This is a genomic window from Pseudomonas sp. GWSMS-1 (assembly GCF_049847425.1).
GTDB lineage: Bacteria > Pseudomonadota > Gammaproteobacteria > Pseudomonadales > Pseudomonadaceae > Aquipseudomonas.
This window is the reverse complement of record NZ_JBMHHV010000005.1, coordinates 2,462,056-2,477,078: the sequence shown is the minus strand read 5'-3', so window position 1 is coordinate 2,477,078 and position 15,023 is coordinate 2,462,056. Positions and strand designations below refer to the sequence as shown.

At 59.6% G+C, this 15,023-nt stretch carries 14 protein-coding genes and 1 pseudogene; 5 read left to right on the top strand and 10 right to left on the bottom strand.

Going from position 1 to position 15,023, the window contains the following annotated elements; all coding sequences use genetic code 11:
- Positions 1-88: 88 nt before the first annotated feature.
- Entirely contained in the window at positions 89-1,168 is a 1,080-nt protein-coding gene (locus ACEPAJ_RS15250; RefSeq protein WP_425915842.1) for an LOG family protein, read from the bottom strand.
- 122 nt (positions 1,169-1,290) lie between these two features.
- A complete protein-coding gene (locus ACEPAJ_RS15245) occupies positions 1,291-2,694 on the bottom strand; it encodes an MBL fold metallo-hydrolase RNA specificity domain-containing protein (RefSeq protein WP_425915840.1) in 1,404 nt (467 codons plus the stop codon).
- Between the two features lie 209 nt (positions 2,695-2,903).
- Here ACEPAJ_RS15245 and ACEPAJ_RS15240 point away from each other — a divergent pair, with 209 nt between their 5' ends.
- On the top strand, positions 2,904-5,306 hold the full coding sequence (locus tag ACEPAJ_RS15240; RefSeq protein ID WP_425915838.1) for a xylulose 5-phosphate 3-epimerase: 2,403 nt from the start codon (positions 2,904-2,906) through the stop codon (positions 5,304-5,306).
- A gap of 61 nt (positions 5,307-5,367) precedes the next feature.
- On the opposite strand, the gene ACEPAJ_RS15235 is transcribed toward ACEPAJ_RS15240, so the two are convergent.
- The gene (locus tag ACEPAJ_RS15235) at positions 5,368-5,766 is read right to left on the bottom strand and encodes a quorum-sensing-regulated virulence factor family protein (protein WP_425915836.1); all 399 of its coding nucleotides are present in this window, start codon (positions 5,764-5,766) and stop codon (positions 5,368-5,370) included.
- Between the two features lie 217 nt (positions 5,767-5,983).
- Here ACEPAJ_RS15235 and ACEPAJ_RS15230 point away from each other — a divergent pair, with 217 nt between their 5' ends.
- Positions 5,984-6,694 (top strand): tRNA-uridine aminocarboxypropyltransferase, encoded by a 711-nt coding sequence (locus ACEPAJ_RS15230; RefSeq protein WP_425915834.1) that lies wholly within the window; start codon positions 5,984-5,986, stop codon positions 6,692-6,694.
- A 63-nt stretch (positions 6,695-6,757) separates the two neighbouring features.
- Here ACEPAJ_RS15230 and ACEPAJ_RS15225 read toward each other — a convergent pair whose 3' ends face one another.
- Positions 6,758-7,660, bottom strand: coding sequence for a DMT family transporter (locus ACEPAJ_RS15225; RefSeq protein WP_425915832.1), 903 nt, complete (start codon positions 7,658-7,660; stop codon positions 6,758-6,760).
- A 199-nt stretch (positions 7,661-7,859) separates the two neighbouring features.
- Here ACEPAJ_RS15225 and erdR point away from each other — a divergent pair, with 199 nt between their 5' ends.
- Together erdR and ACEPAJ_RS15215 are read left to right on the top strand one after the other, a co-directional pair.
- Complete coding sequence (gene erdR / locus ACEPAJ_RS15220) at positions 7,860-8,510, top strand: response regulator transcription factor ErdR (protein ID WP_322948528.1); 651 nt, start codon at positions 7,860-7,862, stop codon at positions 8,508-8,510.
- A gap of 53 nt (positions 8,511-8,563) precedes the next feature.
- Positions 8,564-8,935 (top strand): diacylglycerol kinase, encoded by a 372-nt coding sequence (locus ACEPAJ_RS15215; RefSeq protein WP_425918057.1) that lies wholly within the window; start codon positions 8,564-8,566, stop codon positions 8,933-8,935.
- Between the two features lie 8 nt (positions 8,936-8,943).
- Here ACEPAJ_RS15215 and ACEPAJ_RS15210 read toward each other — a convergent pair.
- Positions 8,944-9,869: pseudogene (locus ACEPAJ_RS15210) on the bottom strand (LysR family transcriptional regulator).
- Positions 9,870-9,991: 122 nt separating this feature from the next.
- Here ACEPAJ_RS15210 and fpr point away from each other — a divergent pair.
- Complete coding sequence (fpr, locus tag ACEPAJ_RS15205) at positions 9,992-10,771, top strand: ferredoxin-NADP reductase (RefSeq protein WP_322948529.1); 780 nt, start codon at positions 9,992-9,994, stop codon at positions 10,769-10,771.
- 25 nt (positions 10,772-10,796) lie between these two features.
- Here fpr and ACEPAJ_RS15200 read toward each other — a convergent pair whose 3' ends face one another.
- The 5 genes from ACEPAJ_RS15200 to ACEPAJ_RS15180 all read right to left on the bottom strand — a co-directional run bounded on the left by ACEPAJ_RS15200 (position 10,797) and on the right by ACEPAJ_RS15180 (position 14,989).
- Positions 10,797-12,167 carry a diguanylate cyclase domain-containing protein gene (locus tag ACEPAJ_RS15200; RefSeq protein WP_425915829.1) on the bottom strand — a complete coding sequence of 457 codons (1,371 nt, stop codon included), beginning with the start codon at positions 12,165-12,167 and terminating at the stop codon, positions 10,797-10,799.
- Between the two features lie 215 nt (positions 12,168-12,382).
- A complete protein-coding gene (locus tag ACEPAJ_RS15195) occupies positions 12,383-12,796 on the bottom strand; it encodes a VOC family protein (RefSeq protein ID WP_425915827.1) in 414 nt (137 codons plus the stop codon).
- Between the two features lie 110 nt (positions 12,797-12,906).
- Complete coding sequence (gene tsaA / locus ACEPAJ_RS15190) at positions 12,907-13,602, bottom strand: tRNA (N6-threonylcarbamoyladenosine(37)-N6)-methyltransferase TrmO (RefSeq protein WP_425915825.1); 696 nt, start codon at positions 13,600-13,602, stop codon at positions 12,907-12,909.
- Positions 13,603-13,641: 39 nt separating this feature from the next.
- Entirely contained in the window at positions 13,642-14,412 is a 771-nt protein-coding gene (locus ACEPAJ_RS15185; RefSeq protein WP_425915823.1) for an SDR family oxidoreductase, read from the bottom strand.
- A gap of 112 nt (positions 14,413-14,524) precedes the next feature.
- On the bottom strand, positions 14,525-14,989 hold the full coding sequence (locus ACEPAJ_RS15180; RefSeq protein WP_425915821.1) for a DUF1456 family protein: 465 nt from the start codon (positions 14,987-14,989) through the stop codon (positions 14,525-14,527).
- Positions 14,990-15,023 lie beyond the last annotated feature (34 nt).

The window sequence follows — 15,023 nt, the reverse complement described above, 5'->3', positions numbered from 1 at the left end:
CTGAAATCCGTGTTGCTGATTTTTCCTGTTAGCCGGCTGAGCCGCGATTACCGACAGCCTGCATGCAGGCTATCGGCTGGGCGACAGATCAGGCGTTTTCAGCCCAGTTCTGGGACTGATTAATCACATCCAGTAGCTCGCGCAAGCGCCCGTGATTGCGGCCGTTGAAGGCAAAGGCCAGGCGCGTCATGTGGCAAAGCTCGGGTTCGTCCTGCTCCGATTCACAGTACGCCTGCTGTTGGAAATCACCCTCCGTACACAGGTCGTGAAACGCTTTATTGAGCTGCTGCATGGCGGCTTCACTCAGTGCATGGTTGAGGCGGATAACAAAGCGTTCCTCGAGCCAGCGGCTGGAGTGGAAGTTGCTGTAGAACTGAGCGATTTCTTCAGCCGCCTCTTCGGCGCTGTGCACCAGGCGCACGAGATGCATATCACTGGGCAGGATGTAACCGTTGCCCTGCAGCTGTTCGCGGATAAACGTCAGGGCGCTGGTCCAGAAGGTGCCGCCAGGCTGGTCGAGTAACACCACGGGTACCAGTGGGCTTTTACCCGTCTGGATCAACGTCAGCACTTCCAGTGCTTCGTCGAGGGTGCCGAAGCCACCGGGGCAAAGCACCAGGCCATCGGCTTCCTTGACGAAGAACAGCTTGCGCAGAAAGAAGAAGTGGAAGGACAGCAGGTTGTTGCTGCCTTGCACGGTGGCGTTGGCGTTTTGCTCGAAGGGCAGGGTGATGTTAAACCCCAGGCTGTTTTCCAGGCCTGCGCCCTCATGGGCGGCCGCCATGATGCCGCCACCCGCGCCGGTGATGACCATCAGGTTGTGCTTGGCGAGCGTCGCGCCAAGGTCGCGGGCCAGGCTGTAAATCGGGTGATCGGTTGGTGTGCGTGCCGAGCCGAATACGGTCACCTTGCGCCGCCGTTTGAACTGCTCCAGCGCGCTGAAGGCCTGCTCCATTTCGCGCAGGGTTTGTTGCATGATTTTGGCATCCCAGCGGTTACGATCCGCTTGGGCCATGCGCACAACCGTGCTGAGCATGGCCTGGTAGAGCTTGATGTTGGGGCTGTTGGGGGGGGCGGCCAAGCTCGCCAGCTCTTGCACTTTACTGTTCAGGTCGACGCCGCTGATCTGAAAATGCCGGGACAGGTAATCGTCCGATTCATCGGGCATACAACTTCTCCTTTTGGTTGCCGGCTGAGGCTCGCGTTACCGCTTCAGCCATGCCCCGAGTATGCCTGGCAGCTAACGGTTTGTGCGCCGAACACCGCGTGGACTGTCTGGGTCTGCTCGCATCAGAGGGCGATTTGTTCGCCAGGCTCTGGAATATTCGCGATCCAGTTCAGGCGCTCACGCAAGGCTAGCTGCAAAGCCTGCGTCTTCTCCAGCTCACCGTGCACCAGATACAGCTCTGGGTGGTGCTCAAAATGACTGACCCAATCAATGAGTTGCGATTGCCCGGCGTGCGCCGAGAAGCCGCCCAGGGTGTGCACCTTGGCTTTTACTGCGATGCGCTGATGGAGGACTTTGACGCTCTGTGCACCATCGACAATGCTGCGCCCGAGGGTGCCCTTGGCCTGGAAACCGGGAAAAATCAGGTGGCAGTCTTCACGCCAGAGGTTGTGCTTGAAGTGGTGGACGATACGCCCGCCGGTACACATACCGCTGCCTGCGATGATGATCGCGCCGCTTTTAATCCGGTTGATTGCCATTGAGTCTTCCGGGGTTGGCGTGCAATGCAGGATGGGCAGCCAGTCTTCAATGCGCTTAACCTTTTTGGCCGCCAGCGCCGCGCGGTCTTCGGCGGCGAACTGGTCCTGGAAGCGTGAGTAGATGGCATTCGCCCTTATGGCCATGGGGCTGTCGAGAAATACCGCCTGCTGCGGCAGGCGCCCCTCTTGATAAAAGCGCCCCAGGTAATAGATCAGGTCCTGGGTGCGGCCAACGGCGAAGGAGGGAATCAGCACGTTGCCGCCATCGCGATGGGCTTGCTGGAGGATTTCTGCCAGTTCGTCCAGGGTGTCTTCGCTGCAGCGGTGATCGCGATCGCCGTAGGTTGATTCCAGCAGCACCACATCAGCCTGCGTCAGCGTGCTGGGGTCTTGCATCAACGGCGAGCAGGTGTTGCCCAGGTCACCGGAGAACACCAGACGGCGAGTCAGGTGATGGTCTTGCACTTCTATTTCGACAATCGCCGAACCGAGAATATGTCCAGCATCGTGGAAGGTCACGTTGACCCCCTTGGCCACTTCGCGATTTTCGCCGCAGACCATCGGGCGGCGCTGGCTCAGGGCTTGCTCGGCGTCAGCGGTGGTATACAGCGGGCGTATCGGGGTTTTACCCATGCGCGCCCGCCATTTGTTTTCCCACTCAGCGTCTTTCTCTTGGATAAACGCGGCGTCGAGCAGCATCAGCTCCATCAGCTCACAGGTCGCATCAGTCGCGAAGATCGGCCCGCGGTAACCCTCTGCCGCCAGCTTGGGCAGTAAGCCGGTATGGTCAATGTGCGCGTGGGATATCACCACAGCGTCTAGCGTGTGCGGGTCAAAGGCAAACGGCGCGCGGTTGCCGTCTTCCTCTTCGCGGCGCCCCTGGCGCATACCGCAATCGAGCAAAACCCGTGCACCGTCACGGCTTTCAATCAGGTAGCAGGAACCGGTGACTTGTTGAATCGCGCCGAGGAAGTTGAGCAGGGCCATGGCTAATCCTTGAACGAGTTGAATGGGTCGTGCGTAACGCTGTCCTATCCAGCGAGCGAGGGTTTTGATACAGGTCAGCATCTACCCAAATCCCTTGCGCTACGGTCTGTTGCCGTTTCATCGCGAAGTACGTTGCTGCTCCGGCGCGACCGCGACCGCGACTGTCACGGGAACAACGCCTGAACGTTGTCAAACTATCGGAGCCGTATATGACCCAGCTATTCCCCAGCGCCAGCGAGTTGGCCGAGCATGCATGCCTTGAGCCGGACTTTGCCGCCTGGCAGCGCGGTTATGGCCCGTTACAGCATAGTCCGCAGACGTGTGCGGCGGTCTACCGCATGGCCCACCAATTGGTGCAGGCGGGGCTGCAGATGGACCTGGCGAGCGTCTACCGGCACTTTCATGCGCTGGATCGGCTGAGCGCAGCGGGGATGTGGCTGGTGGTGCATATGACCTATGCCCAGCGCGTGCGCCTCGATGGTGTGGCGTTGGCTGCAGAGGATTTTAAGGTGTCGCCTGAAGGGCATACCGGGGGCGCGCTGAATATGGTGCCGGCCTATGCCGGCTACCTGGCGCTGAATAACCTCACTGGGGAAACTCGCGGCTGGTTGATGGGGCAGGGCCATTGTGTCGCGGCCATTGAGGCGCTCAACCTGCTGACGGCTAATCAGCATCCAGAACAGGCCGAGCGTTACCCCTGTGATGAGGCCGGCATGAGCCAGCTGGTGGCGGATTTCTACAGCTATGCGCAGAACGCGGCCGGTCAGGTCAGCGCGCCGCTGGGCAGCCACGTTAACCCGCACACGGCGGGTGGCATCGCTGAGGGCGGCTATCTGGGCTTTGCCGAGTTGCAATACGCCCACCTGCCGTTGCCGGGTGAGAAGCTGGTGGCATTTCTCTCCGATGGCGCGGCCGAGGAGCAGCGCGGCAGTGATTGGATGCCACGTTGGTGGCGCGCTGAGGATTGTGGCTTAGCGCTGCCAGTGATGATTGCTAATGGCCGGCGTATCGAACAACGCACTGAGCTGGTGACACCTGCCGGGCTGGATAATTTCCGCGAGCACCTGCGTCATTGCAGCTTTGACCCTGTGAGTTTCGATGGGCGCGACCCGGCGGCTTTTGTTTGCGCGCTGTGGGAAATGGAGCAGCGCACGAGCCGCCGGGTGCAGGAACTGCGCGATGGTGTGCTGAATTATCCGCTGCCGATGCCCTATGGCATTGCTGAAACACTAAAAGGCTTCGGCTTTTATGGGGCCGGCAGCAATGCCGCGCATAACTTGCCGTTGCCGGCCAGCCCGCATAGCGATGAGGCCGCACGCGAGCTATTCAATCAGCATGCGGCGCCGCTTTGGGTTGCCCCGGATGAGCTACGTGCCGCCTGCGCGCTTTTTGCGGCGCGAGGCGCGCGTGCGCTGGAGCGGGACAATCCCTTGGCGCAGCGCCAGCCGTCGTTGGCGCAGCTGCCTGCGCTGCAGTATCAGCAGCGCGCCTGCTCGCCGATGCTGGCCTTGGACCGATTTTTTGTCGATCTGGTGCGGGCTAACCCGCAGCTGCGCCCACGGGTCGGTAACCCCGATGAGCTGGCCAGCAATCGTCTTGGTGGTGTGCTCGAGGCACTCAAGCACCGCGTTATCGCGCCGGAAAGCCAGCTGGAAGCGATCGATGGCGCCATCATCACCGCGCTCAACGAAGAAGCGGTGGTGTCTGCCTGCCTGGCCAATCAGGGTGGCCTGAACCTGGTGGCGAGCTATGAGGCCTTCTGCGTGAAGATGCTCGGCGCAGTCCGTCAGCGCATCATCTTTGCCCGGCAGCAGAAGGAGGCCGGGCGTCCGGCTGGCTGGCTGGGTTGGCCACTGGTGGCCACTTCACATGCCTGGGAGAACGGTAAGAATCAGCAGTCGCATCAGGACACCACCTTCTGCGAGGCATTACTCGGTGAAATGAGCGACATGGTCCGGGTGGTGTTTCCGGCCGACCATAACTCGGTATTGGCGCTGTTGCCGGGCATCTATCAGGCACGGGGTCAGCTGGCGTGCATGGTGATTGCCAAACGTGAGCAGCCTTGTGTCTTCAGCCCTGAGCAAGCCGAACAGCTGGCGCAGGACGGCGCTCTGCTCTTGGCCGAGAACCCCGGCGCGCAACCTGTGCTCTTGATCGCCACCGGCAGTTACCAGCTGACGGAAATGCAGCGTGCCGCTGCTCGTCTCAGTGAGGCCGGTTGCGCCTGGCGTTTGGTCTATCTGCAGGAACCCGGGCGTTTCCGTGAGCCACGTGACCATTGGGAAGCGGCTGGGATCACCGCTGCCGAGCGGGTTGAGCAGTTATTCCCCGCCGCCTGTTCACAGCGTGTGCTCCTCACCCATATGCGCCCGGAAGTGGCGCGCGGGCATCTCTGGCCGCTGCTGGGTAATGGTGGCCAGAGTCGTGTGTTGGGTTACCGCAATCGCGGCGGCACGTTGGATGAACCGGGCATGTTGTTCGCCAATCAGGCCAGCTGGGGGCATGTGCTGGAGGCTACTGCAGGGTTACTGGATAAACCACTGGGCGAGCTGCTCAAGGCTGAAGAGCTCGCGGCGGTGCAGGGGCATGGTGACCCGCGCTGCCTGCGTTAGCCCTGGGGGGGGCGCGACGCTGGCTGATTGAGCTGTGTCGCGCGAAGTCAGCGTTTGCGGCTTAGAGGCCGCAATCGGCTTTGCTGAAGCGCTCGGTGGTCACCGGGCGGTTGCTCTTGTATTCGCTGAACTCATAACGCAGCACCGCACCGCGTGTCAGCAGCTGGCGATAACCGTTATTGCGGCACACGCTGTTGGCCAGTTGTGCGCGCACCACATCGGGGTTGCCGCGCATCTTGGCGGCATGCTCGCTGCGCACGCTGAGGTGGTTGACCAGCTCACTGCCGTCAACGGTATAGCCTTGATCGAGAATGTCTTCATTGATTGCCCGTGGTGTACCCACGCTGCTTTCGCGCGCCACTTGTTCCAGGGCTTTACTCAGTTCAAAGTTTTTCAGGGTGGCCGCATGGGCAAACAGCGGCAGGCTCAAGGCCAGGGTCAGGCTGGTCAAACGCAGCATGGGATTCTCCAAAGTCGTCTCGACACCTCTGACCGGCAGTCGCTGGTAGAGGTTCAGTGGCGCCTATCTTACTCGTCCGCAGGCTCTTGCGCTGTTGCAGGCGCTGGCGGCGCAAGACGTATGGTTGAATATGCCGTGGCGGGCTTTGTTAGACTGCCGCGCTTGTCGACCCAGGATCACCCATGCCGTCCTTTCTCTTTTGTCAGGTGAATGCCTGATGAGCCACGCTGTCGCGCGTTTGCGTGCTGCGCGGATTGCCCGCAGTGCCAAACCTTTTCTCGCCCGTGGCAGCCGCTCGGTGCGCTGTGATAATTGCCGCTTGGCGGTGACCCACTGTCTGTGCGCCTGGCGGCCACGTATCGCGGCCCGCTCTGCGGTGTGCTTGTTGATGCATGATGTCGAGGCGCTCAAACCGAGCAATACCGGTTGGCTGATTGCTGATGTGCTGGCCGATACCTCGGCGTTTGGCTGGTCACGCGTTGAGGTCGATGCCGACCTGCCAGCATTGCTGCGCGACCCGCAGTGGCAGCCTTATCTGGTGTTTCCGGGTGAGTATGTGGCCGCCGAGCGGGTGGTCAGCGAGGTGCGCCCGGATACCGGTAAGCGGCCGCTGTTTGTGCTGTTGGATGCCACTTGGAGCGAGGCGCGCAAGATGTTTCGCAAAAGCCCTTACCTCGACAGCCTGCCAGTGCTTAGCCTGCAGGCCGAGCAGCTGTCACGCTACAAACTGCGGCGCTCTAAACGCGACGATCACTTCTGTACTGCGGAAGTCGCGGCCCTGTGCTTGGAGCTGGCGGGTGACCAGCGCGCCGCTGATGGTTTGAATGCCTATCTGGATGTTTTCAGCCAGCACTACCTGGCCGCCAAGGCGCCACGGGCGGTAACGCTGGATGATCCACTGCACGATCGCCTGCGCGAGTTTCTCTAGCCGCTCGGCGATATCGAGCGGCCTTGTCGAGCCTGGCTAACCACAGGCTCGGCAGCGTAGGGTTTAAGCAGCCTGATGCGTGGCCAGTTTTCTTGGCCACAGCTGCGCCAGTAGCATGCCGGCGAACATCAATGCACAGCCGAAGTAGCCGCGCAGCTCCAGTGATTCACCTAACAACCAGGCCCCGGCGATGGCGGCGAATACCGCCTCCAGCGAGAGAATGATGGCGGCGTGGGAGGCTATGGCGTCTTTCTGCGCCACCACCTGCAGGGTAAAGCCGACGGCCACGCCAATGACCCCACCGTAGAGAAGTGCAGGACCTGCCGCGATGATCGCTTGCAGTTGAATCTCCTCGAAGATCACCGCCAATACCAGGCTGATCACCGCGCAGGTGACGAACTGCACCAAGGCCAGGCGCAATGGGTCATGACGGCCGGCAAAGAACCCCACCAGCAGCACATGCACGCCCCAAACGAAGGCGCCAGCCAGTTGCAGCCAATCGCCGGACGCCACCTGAAAGCCCTCACCGACACTCAGCAAGAACATGCCAACTACCGCCAGGCAAGCCCCCAGCCAGATACCCAGGCCGGTCTTGTGGCCGATAAACAGCCCCAGCAGCGGCACAACAATCACGTACAACCCGGTGATAAAGCCGGAGTTAGTCACGCTGGTGAACAGCAGGCCAACCTGCTGCAGGTTGATCCCCAGCGCCAGGGCCAGGCCCATCAGTACGCCGCCGCGCAGCAGCTGACGGTTTAACGGTACGACCGCTACTGTGCTGCTGGTGCGGCTCTCCAGCAGGCGCAGCACGGGCAGCAGAATCACGGCGGCCAGCGTAAAGCGCAGACCGGTATAGAGGAACGGGCCGATCGAATCCATGCCCAAGCGCTGGGCGACAAAGGATGAGCCCCAAATCATGGCGGTCACTAGCATCAACAGGTCAGCGCGCAGGGCGTGGCTTCGCATTTCAGGCTCTCGTCGGCAAAGCTGCGAACTGTGCCGCAAAGCATCGTACTTGACCACCCCGTCAGCGCTCGGCATGCTGGTGCGCTTTTCTGCGATATCAGGTTTGCTTGCGCGGCAACCCTGCGCCCTGCACCTACTGTTTACCGAGCCCTGGACATTACCCCTGGCGGGTATCCACATAACAAAAACAGGATTCACCATGGCCGCATTTGAAATCCTTATTGCTGATGATCACCCCTTGTTCCGCAGTGCCTTGCAGCAGGCCCTGACGCTGGGGCTGGGCCCGGATGTAAAGCTGGTTGAAGCGGCTAGCATTGCCGAGCTTGAGGCCTGCCTGGCAGAGAAAACCGATTGGGATCTGGTCCTGCTTGATCTCAACATGCCGGGGGCCTACGGTTTTTCGGGTTTGGTGTTGCTGCGTGGGCAATACCCGCATATCCCGGTGGTGATGATTTCTGCCCAGGAAGAGCCGACCATCGTTGCTCGTTCGCGGGAGTTTGGGGCCAGCGGCTTTATTCCCAAGTCCAGCCCGCTGGAAACCATTCAGCAGGCCGTACGCTTGGTACTCGACGGTGAGGTTTGGTGGCCGCAGCAGAGTCCGGAAGCCATTGCCTTGTCGGCCGAGGCGAAGGCGGCCAGTGCCGGCTTGGCCAGCCTCACGCCGCAGCAGTTCCGTGTGTTGACCATGGTTTGCGACGGTTTGCTGAACAAGCAGATCGCTTATGAACTGAGCGTGTCTGAAGCCACGGTGAAAGCCCATGTCACGGCGATTTTCCGCAAGCTGGGTGTGCGCACTCGCACGCAGGCGGCGTTGCTTTTGCAGCAGTTGGAATCGATACCCTCTAACTGAAGTGCTTTTATCCACGGCTTGGCGTAGCCTGCCGGGCTTCTCCGCACATGGTCGTGATGATGTCGCCATTCAAAGGCCAAACGGGCTTTAAACGTATCCTTAATGCCACCGGTTATTCGTTGGCCGGCCTGCGTGCTGCATTCACTGGCGAAGCCGCATTCCGCCAGTTGTTGTTAATCAACCTGGTGCTGGTGCCTGTGGCGTTCTATCTGGATGTCAGCCGCGTCGAGCGTGCGCTAATGGTCGCTGTATGCCTGCTGGCGCTGATCGTTGAGTTGCTCAACTCGGCGGTAGAAGCGGCGATTGACCGCATCTCCCTGGAACTGCACCCGCTGTCGAAGAACGCCAAGGACATGGGCAGCGCCGCCCAATTCATTGCCCTCAGCCTGATTGCTCTGGTGTGGGCGATTATCCTGCTCGGTTAATTTTCAACTCAGGCGATGCTCGGCAGAACAATCTGATCGCTGCGCGTTACACCGGCAGTCAGGGCGCGGCATAGCTCGATAAACTCACGCATGGCGGCAGTCTGGTACTTCTGTTTGTGCCAGATAAAGTAGAACTGCCGGCGTAGGTCCAGCTCAGGTGTTTCCACCGCCACCAAGCTGCCACGGCGAAATGCATCACGCAGCGCTAGGCGGGAAATACAGCCAATCCCCAGGCCCGATTCCACCGCCCGTTTGATCGCTTCAGTGTGTTCCAGCTCCAGGCGGATATTCAGGCCGCTGCGGTGGTGACGCATGGCCTGGTCAAAGGTCAGGCGGGTGCCAGAGCCTTGCTCACGCAGTATCCATGCCTCGTGCGTCAGTTCTTCCAAACTCGCCTCGCGGCGTTGCGCCAGCGCATGCTGCGGCGCACAGAACACCACCAGTTCATCCTCGACCCAGGGCTGCACCTCGATATCCGGGTGCTGGCAATCCCCTTCGATCATGCCCATGTCCAATTCGTAGTGGGCAATCTGCTGCACCACATAGGCGGTGTTATGTACTTGCAGTTTGACCCGGCACTCGGGTGGCGCTGCATGAAATTACCTATCAGCAGCGTGGCTAAATAGTTGCCGACGGTCAGGGTCGCGCCGACATTCAGTGAGCCAAAGCCGCTCTTGCCGCCCAGCAGGCGTTCGATCTCCTTGGCCTGGTCGAGCAAGGCGACGGCCTGGGGCAATAACTGCAGGCCTAGGGCATTGAGGCGCAGACGTTTGCCGGCGCGGTCGAACAGTTGGCAGTCGGACTGACGCTCTAGCTCGCTCAGTGAGGTGCTGGTCGCCGATTGCGACAGGGCCAACGAATCGGCTGCGCGCGAAACGCTTTCCTGTTGGGCTACGGCGACGAAAATTTGCAGTTGCCTGAGGGTAAATCGCATATCTATATAATCGATAACCTATATCTTGATAATCAAGTTAACAGATATTGAGTCGCTCATTACAATGCCATGCAATTGCGCCAACGCGCGCTGGCTACATTACCTTCTGCGGAGCCCCGAGCATGAGCAACCTTAACGCTGAGCGTATTCTGAGTGTTCATCACTGGAACGATACGTTGTTCAGCTTCAAGTGCACCCGCGACCCGGGTCTGCGTTTCGAGAATGGTCAGTTTGTGATGATCGGCCTGCAGCAGGATAACGGGCGTCCGCTGATGCGCGCCTACTCGATTGCCAGCCCGAACTGGGAAGAGCATCTGGAGTTTTTCAGCATCAAGGTGCCGGACGGCCCGCTGACCTCACAGCTGCAGCATCTGAAGGAAGGCGACGAGATCGTCATCAGCAAGAAACCCACCGGCACCCTGGTGCTTGATGACCTCAAGCCTGGTAAGCACCTGTACCTGCTCAGCACCGGTACCGGTCTGGCGCCTTTTATGAGCGTGATTCAGGACCCGGAAACCTACGAGCGCTTCGAAAAGGTCATCCTGGTTCACGGCGTACGCTATGTGAATGAAGTGGCCTACCGTGAGTTCATCACCGAGCACCTGCCGCAAAATGAGTTCTTTGGTGAGGCGCTGAAAGACAAATTGATTTACTACCCAACGGTGACCCGCGAGCCGTTCGAGAATCAGGGCCGTCTGACTGATCTGATGCGCAGCGGCAAGCTGTTTCAGGACATCGGCCTACCACCGATCAACCCGCAGGATGACCGCGCGATGATCTGTGGCAGCCCAAGCATGCTCGACGAAACCAGCGAGGTGCTGAACGAGTTCGGCTTGCAGGTTTCTGCGCGTATGCGCGAGCCCGGCGACTATTTGATTGAGCGTGCTTTCGTCGAAAAGTAAGCACTTAACCACAGTAAAAAGCCCGCTAATCAGCGGGCTTTTTACTGTGTGTTCCACTCACTTGCAGGGCGCTGTGAGCGCGGTTGCCGCCTTTCTGCTTGGCCATATACATGGCGTTGTCGGCATGCTGCAGCAATTGCTGCTCATCCAGGGCGTGCTGCGGATACAGGGCAATGCCGATGCTCGGCAGGATGGTCTGGCTTTGTTCATGCAGGTCGAAGGGGTGATTGAGGCTTTGGCGAATTTTCTCGGCCACTGCACTGGCATGTTCGGCTGAAGAAAAGTCCTCAAGCAATATGACAAATTCATCGCCGGCAAAGCGGGCTACCGTATCGACCTCACGCAGGCATTGCTGGATGCGCTGCGCCACGCCCTGTAGCAAGAGGTCGCCGGCGGCATGGCCGAGGGTGTCGTTGACCTGCTTGAATTTGTCCAGATCAAGAAACAACACCGCCACCTGTGACTGCTCGCGGCGTGCGCGTGCCAGCGCGGTCTGTAAACGGTCGCGCAGCAGTTCGCGATTAGGCAACTGAGTCAGCGGGTCGTACTGCGCCATAAACTGCAAGCGGTTGAGCATTTGCTGGCGCTCTATGGCCGTTGCGACCTGAGTCGAGACGAACTGCAGGAGTTCTTGCTCATCGCCGTTGTAACCGTCGCTCAGTGCAGTATTACGGACGATTAATGCGCCTATCACGCCTTTATGCGATTGCAGTGGCACGCCCAGCCAGTATTGCGTCGGTGAGTCGCTTGCAAGCGCTTCGGTGGCCGAGGTGCGCAACAGGGTTTTACCCGTCTGGATGACTTCAGCGCTCAGTGTGGCGACATGCACGTGAGCAGCGTCGTGGGGCTGTTCATTAGGAATAGCGGGGTAGGGGAAGGTCAGGGCGTCGTGCTGTTCATCGTAGAGTGCAACTGAGAAGTTAATAGCAGGCAATAACTCGTCGATGATTAAGTGCACCTGCTGAAACAGTGCTAGCAAGTCTTTTGCCGAGTGCGCGACCTCCGCGATGCCGTACAGCGCCGCCTGGATCGCTTCGCTGCGCTTGCGGGCGGTAATGTCATGGGCGACTGCAATGCGCACCTGGTCATTGTCCGACCAGCGTGCAGACCAGAGAATGTGCACCGTTTGCCCATCTTTGCGCAGGTAGCGATTCTCGAAATGCGGTTTGTGTACCCCCTCCATAATCTCCGCTGCGGCCTGTAGCGTTTTTACCCGGTCATCAGGGTGCACCATGTCGATCATGGGCTTGCCGATCATTTCGTCTGCGCGGTAGCCAAAAATACGCTGGCAGGCCGCGCTGACGAAAACAAAGCGCCCGCTTTTGTCCACGACACAGATGGCATCGAGGAGCAGGTCAACAAGGTTCTCGGTGGGGACGTAACGGCTGAGTGGCATACGTTCACAATAAGTCGGTGCGTGGTGGTATAGGCGGGGTAAGCCGGTTACTGGCCTTTTGGCAGTATAGCCAGCATGTCCAACTTACCTGCAAGGCGCATGACAGGGAACGCTTTTTTATCCGGCGAGTGCAATGTCGGTAAACATTGGCCCGTTTGGCCTTAACTGAGCATGAACTCAGCTAAGGCGCATCGCGTAAACAACCCACTACGGCGCTAATGCGCGTTGCTGAAACGCTGTCCGGAGACTGCCGGATGGTAGATCGGCTGTACCTTATTACCGGCGGGATCGAGCAGGTGGAAGCTGTGCGCACCATCACCATGGGCGAATGGCCGGTCAAGCAAGGTCACGCCCTGTTCGTTGAAGTAGTGATACCAGGCGTGGAGCTCCTCGATGCTGTCGACGATAAAACCGTAATGATCGACGGCTTGTTCGCCACTGCTGGGGGCAAAGGCGCGGCCCAGGGAGAGGTTGTCATTGCCGCAGGTCAGGTAAACCAAGTCTGGATTGGCGCGGTGCAGCACCTGCATGCCGAGGATGTCCACGTAAAAGCGTTCGCAGGCTTCCAGGTTGGGCACGAGCAGGGCGATATGGCGTAAGCCATTGAGGCGACCGGGGCGTTCGAGCATCAGTGATTCCTTTTTTGTATACATTTAGACTTCAAATATAAGACAAAATAAGCATCTGCTGCGAGTCTTCCGGCTCCTGGCGCAAAGAGGCACGGCCCGGTCTATAGCTGTTAGTCGGCCAGCACCACATCCAGCACGCGGATGCAGCCGGGCTGCGGGTAATGCCAGTGCACATCGACGTCCCAGAAGCGCACACCGTAGCGGCGCTCGGGGGAAGGCTGCTGATAGGCCGGGCGCGGGTCTTGGGCCAGGCATTGTTCGATCAGCTCTACCAGGGGCTCAGCCAGGCGTTTGCCGTGATCGTGGGCCTGGGTGAGTGCGCTGTCCTGCCAGCTGACGTCGATCAATGCTGGCGCACTGTCGGCAATGCGGTTGTAGGCACCTGTCACGCTATCGGCATAGGGCACGTAGGGTTTGATATCCAATACCGGGGTGCCATCGAGTAGATCAATACCGGAGAGCCAGAGCTTGCCCGGTTCGACTTTATCCAGCTTAACCACGGACTGGCCGATGCCGTTGGGCCGATGGGTGGCGCGGGTGCTGAATACCCCGACCGATTGGTTACCGCCCAGCCGCGGCGGGCGCACCTTGAGCCGTGGTTTGTCTTCCAGTGCCTGATGAAACAGGAACAGCAGCCAGACATGGCTGACCTGCTCCAGGCCTTGTACCGCATCGCCGTTATCGAAAGGTGAACACAGTTCCAGCACGCCGCGGGCGGCGGGGGCGAGTTGCGGCTGGCGGGGGATGGCGAACTTCTCCTTGAAGCAGGAGCGCACAAAACCGATGGGCGAAACAGAATAAGACATGGCGGCGTGATCGAGTGAAAACGCCGTCATAGTACCTGACTAGAGGCTAAAACCACCGTCGATGGGGATGATTGCGCCAGTCATATAGGCGCCGGCGGTGCTGGCCAGACTGATCGCCAGGGCGGCCATTTCTTCTTCACGGCCCCAGCGCTGCATCGGAATTAATGCCGTGTCCTCGGCCATGGCCGCCTCATCGCCGGCAATGTGTTTGGTCATCTTGCTGGGGAAGCGTCCCGGCGCGATGACGTTCACGTTGATGTGATCGCTCACCAGTTCGCGCGCCAGCATCCGTGACAACTGGTGGAGTGCGGCTTTGCTCGGGCCGTAGGCGTAAGCGTTTTCGCCATGCGAGGTGATGCCTGCGACCGAACCAATGTTGATCACCCGCGCCGGGTTGGCGGCGCTGCCGGCCTTGCGCAGCAGTGGCAGTAATTGCTGGATGCAGCTGAATACCGACGTGACGTTGAGTTGCATGACCTTTTCCCAGCCCTTGGCTGGGTAGCTCTCCAGTGGCGCGCCCCAGGTGGTGCCAGCATTGTTGACCAGAATATCCAGGCTGCCGATCTTCTCTGCCAGTTGCTCGGCCAAGACCTGCACGCCTGTTTCGCTGGCCAGGTTGGCGGCGATGCCATGGCAGGTGCCAAAGGCTGACAACTCGGTGGCGGTTTGTGCGCAGGCTTCGCCGTCACGGGCGCATACGTAAACGGTTGCGCCCGCTTCAACAAAGGCTTTGGCGATCATCTTGCCGATGCCGCGGGTGCCGCCAGTAACCAGGGCGGTGCGACCTTGCAGATCAAAGTAGGGGTGCATGGCAACTCCTCAGGGGGATGAATGCCACCAGCCTAATCGTGCGCCTGCCGTGCGGCAGGCACTATTGCTCTTGGAAATACGCTGCCATGCAGGGCGCATGGCAAAAACTGAGTTATTCGCCGCGTACGCGCAGGGTCAGGCCCTTGAGGAAGTTACGCAGGAATTGATCACCGCAGGCGCGGTAATTGCTGTGGCCGACTTTGCGGAACAGTGCGCTCATTTCTGGCTTGGAAACCGGGCAGTCGACGCTGTTCATGACCGCATGCATGTCGTCTTCTTTCAACTCGAACGCAACGCGCAATTTTTTCAGCACGATGTTGTTGGTGATCGGCAGCTCGAAAGGTTGGCCCGGACGGCTGTCATCTTTGCCGCGCTTGAAGTACACCAGGCCATCAAGAAAGTGCGCCATCAGCTCATCGTCGCAAACGGTAAAACCCTCTTCTTCATCTTTTTTCAGCAGGGGGCTGAGCTCCGCTACGCTGATTTTTTTGCCGCTCAGTTGGATGATATCGGCCATCTGCGCATCGCTGATGTTGAGGGTGTAGCGCAGGCTGCGCAGTACGTCGTTATTAAGCATGGGGTGGTCCTGAAAAGGGCTGATGCACAAAACG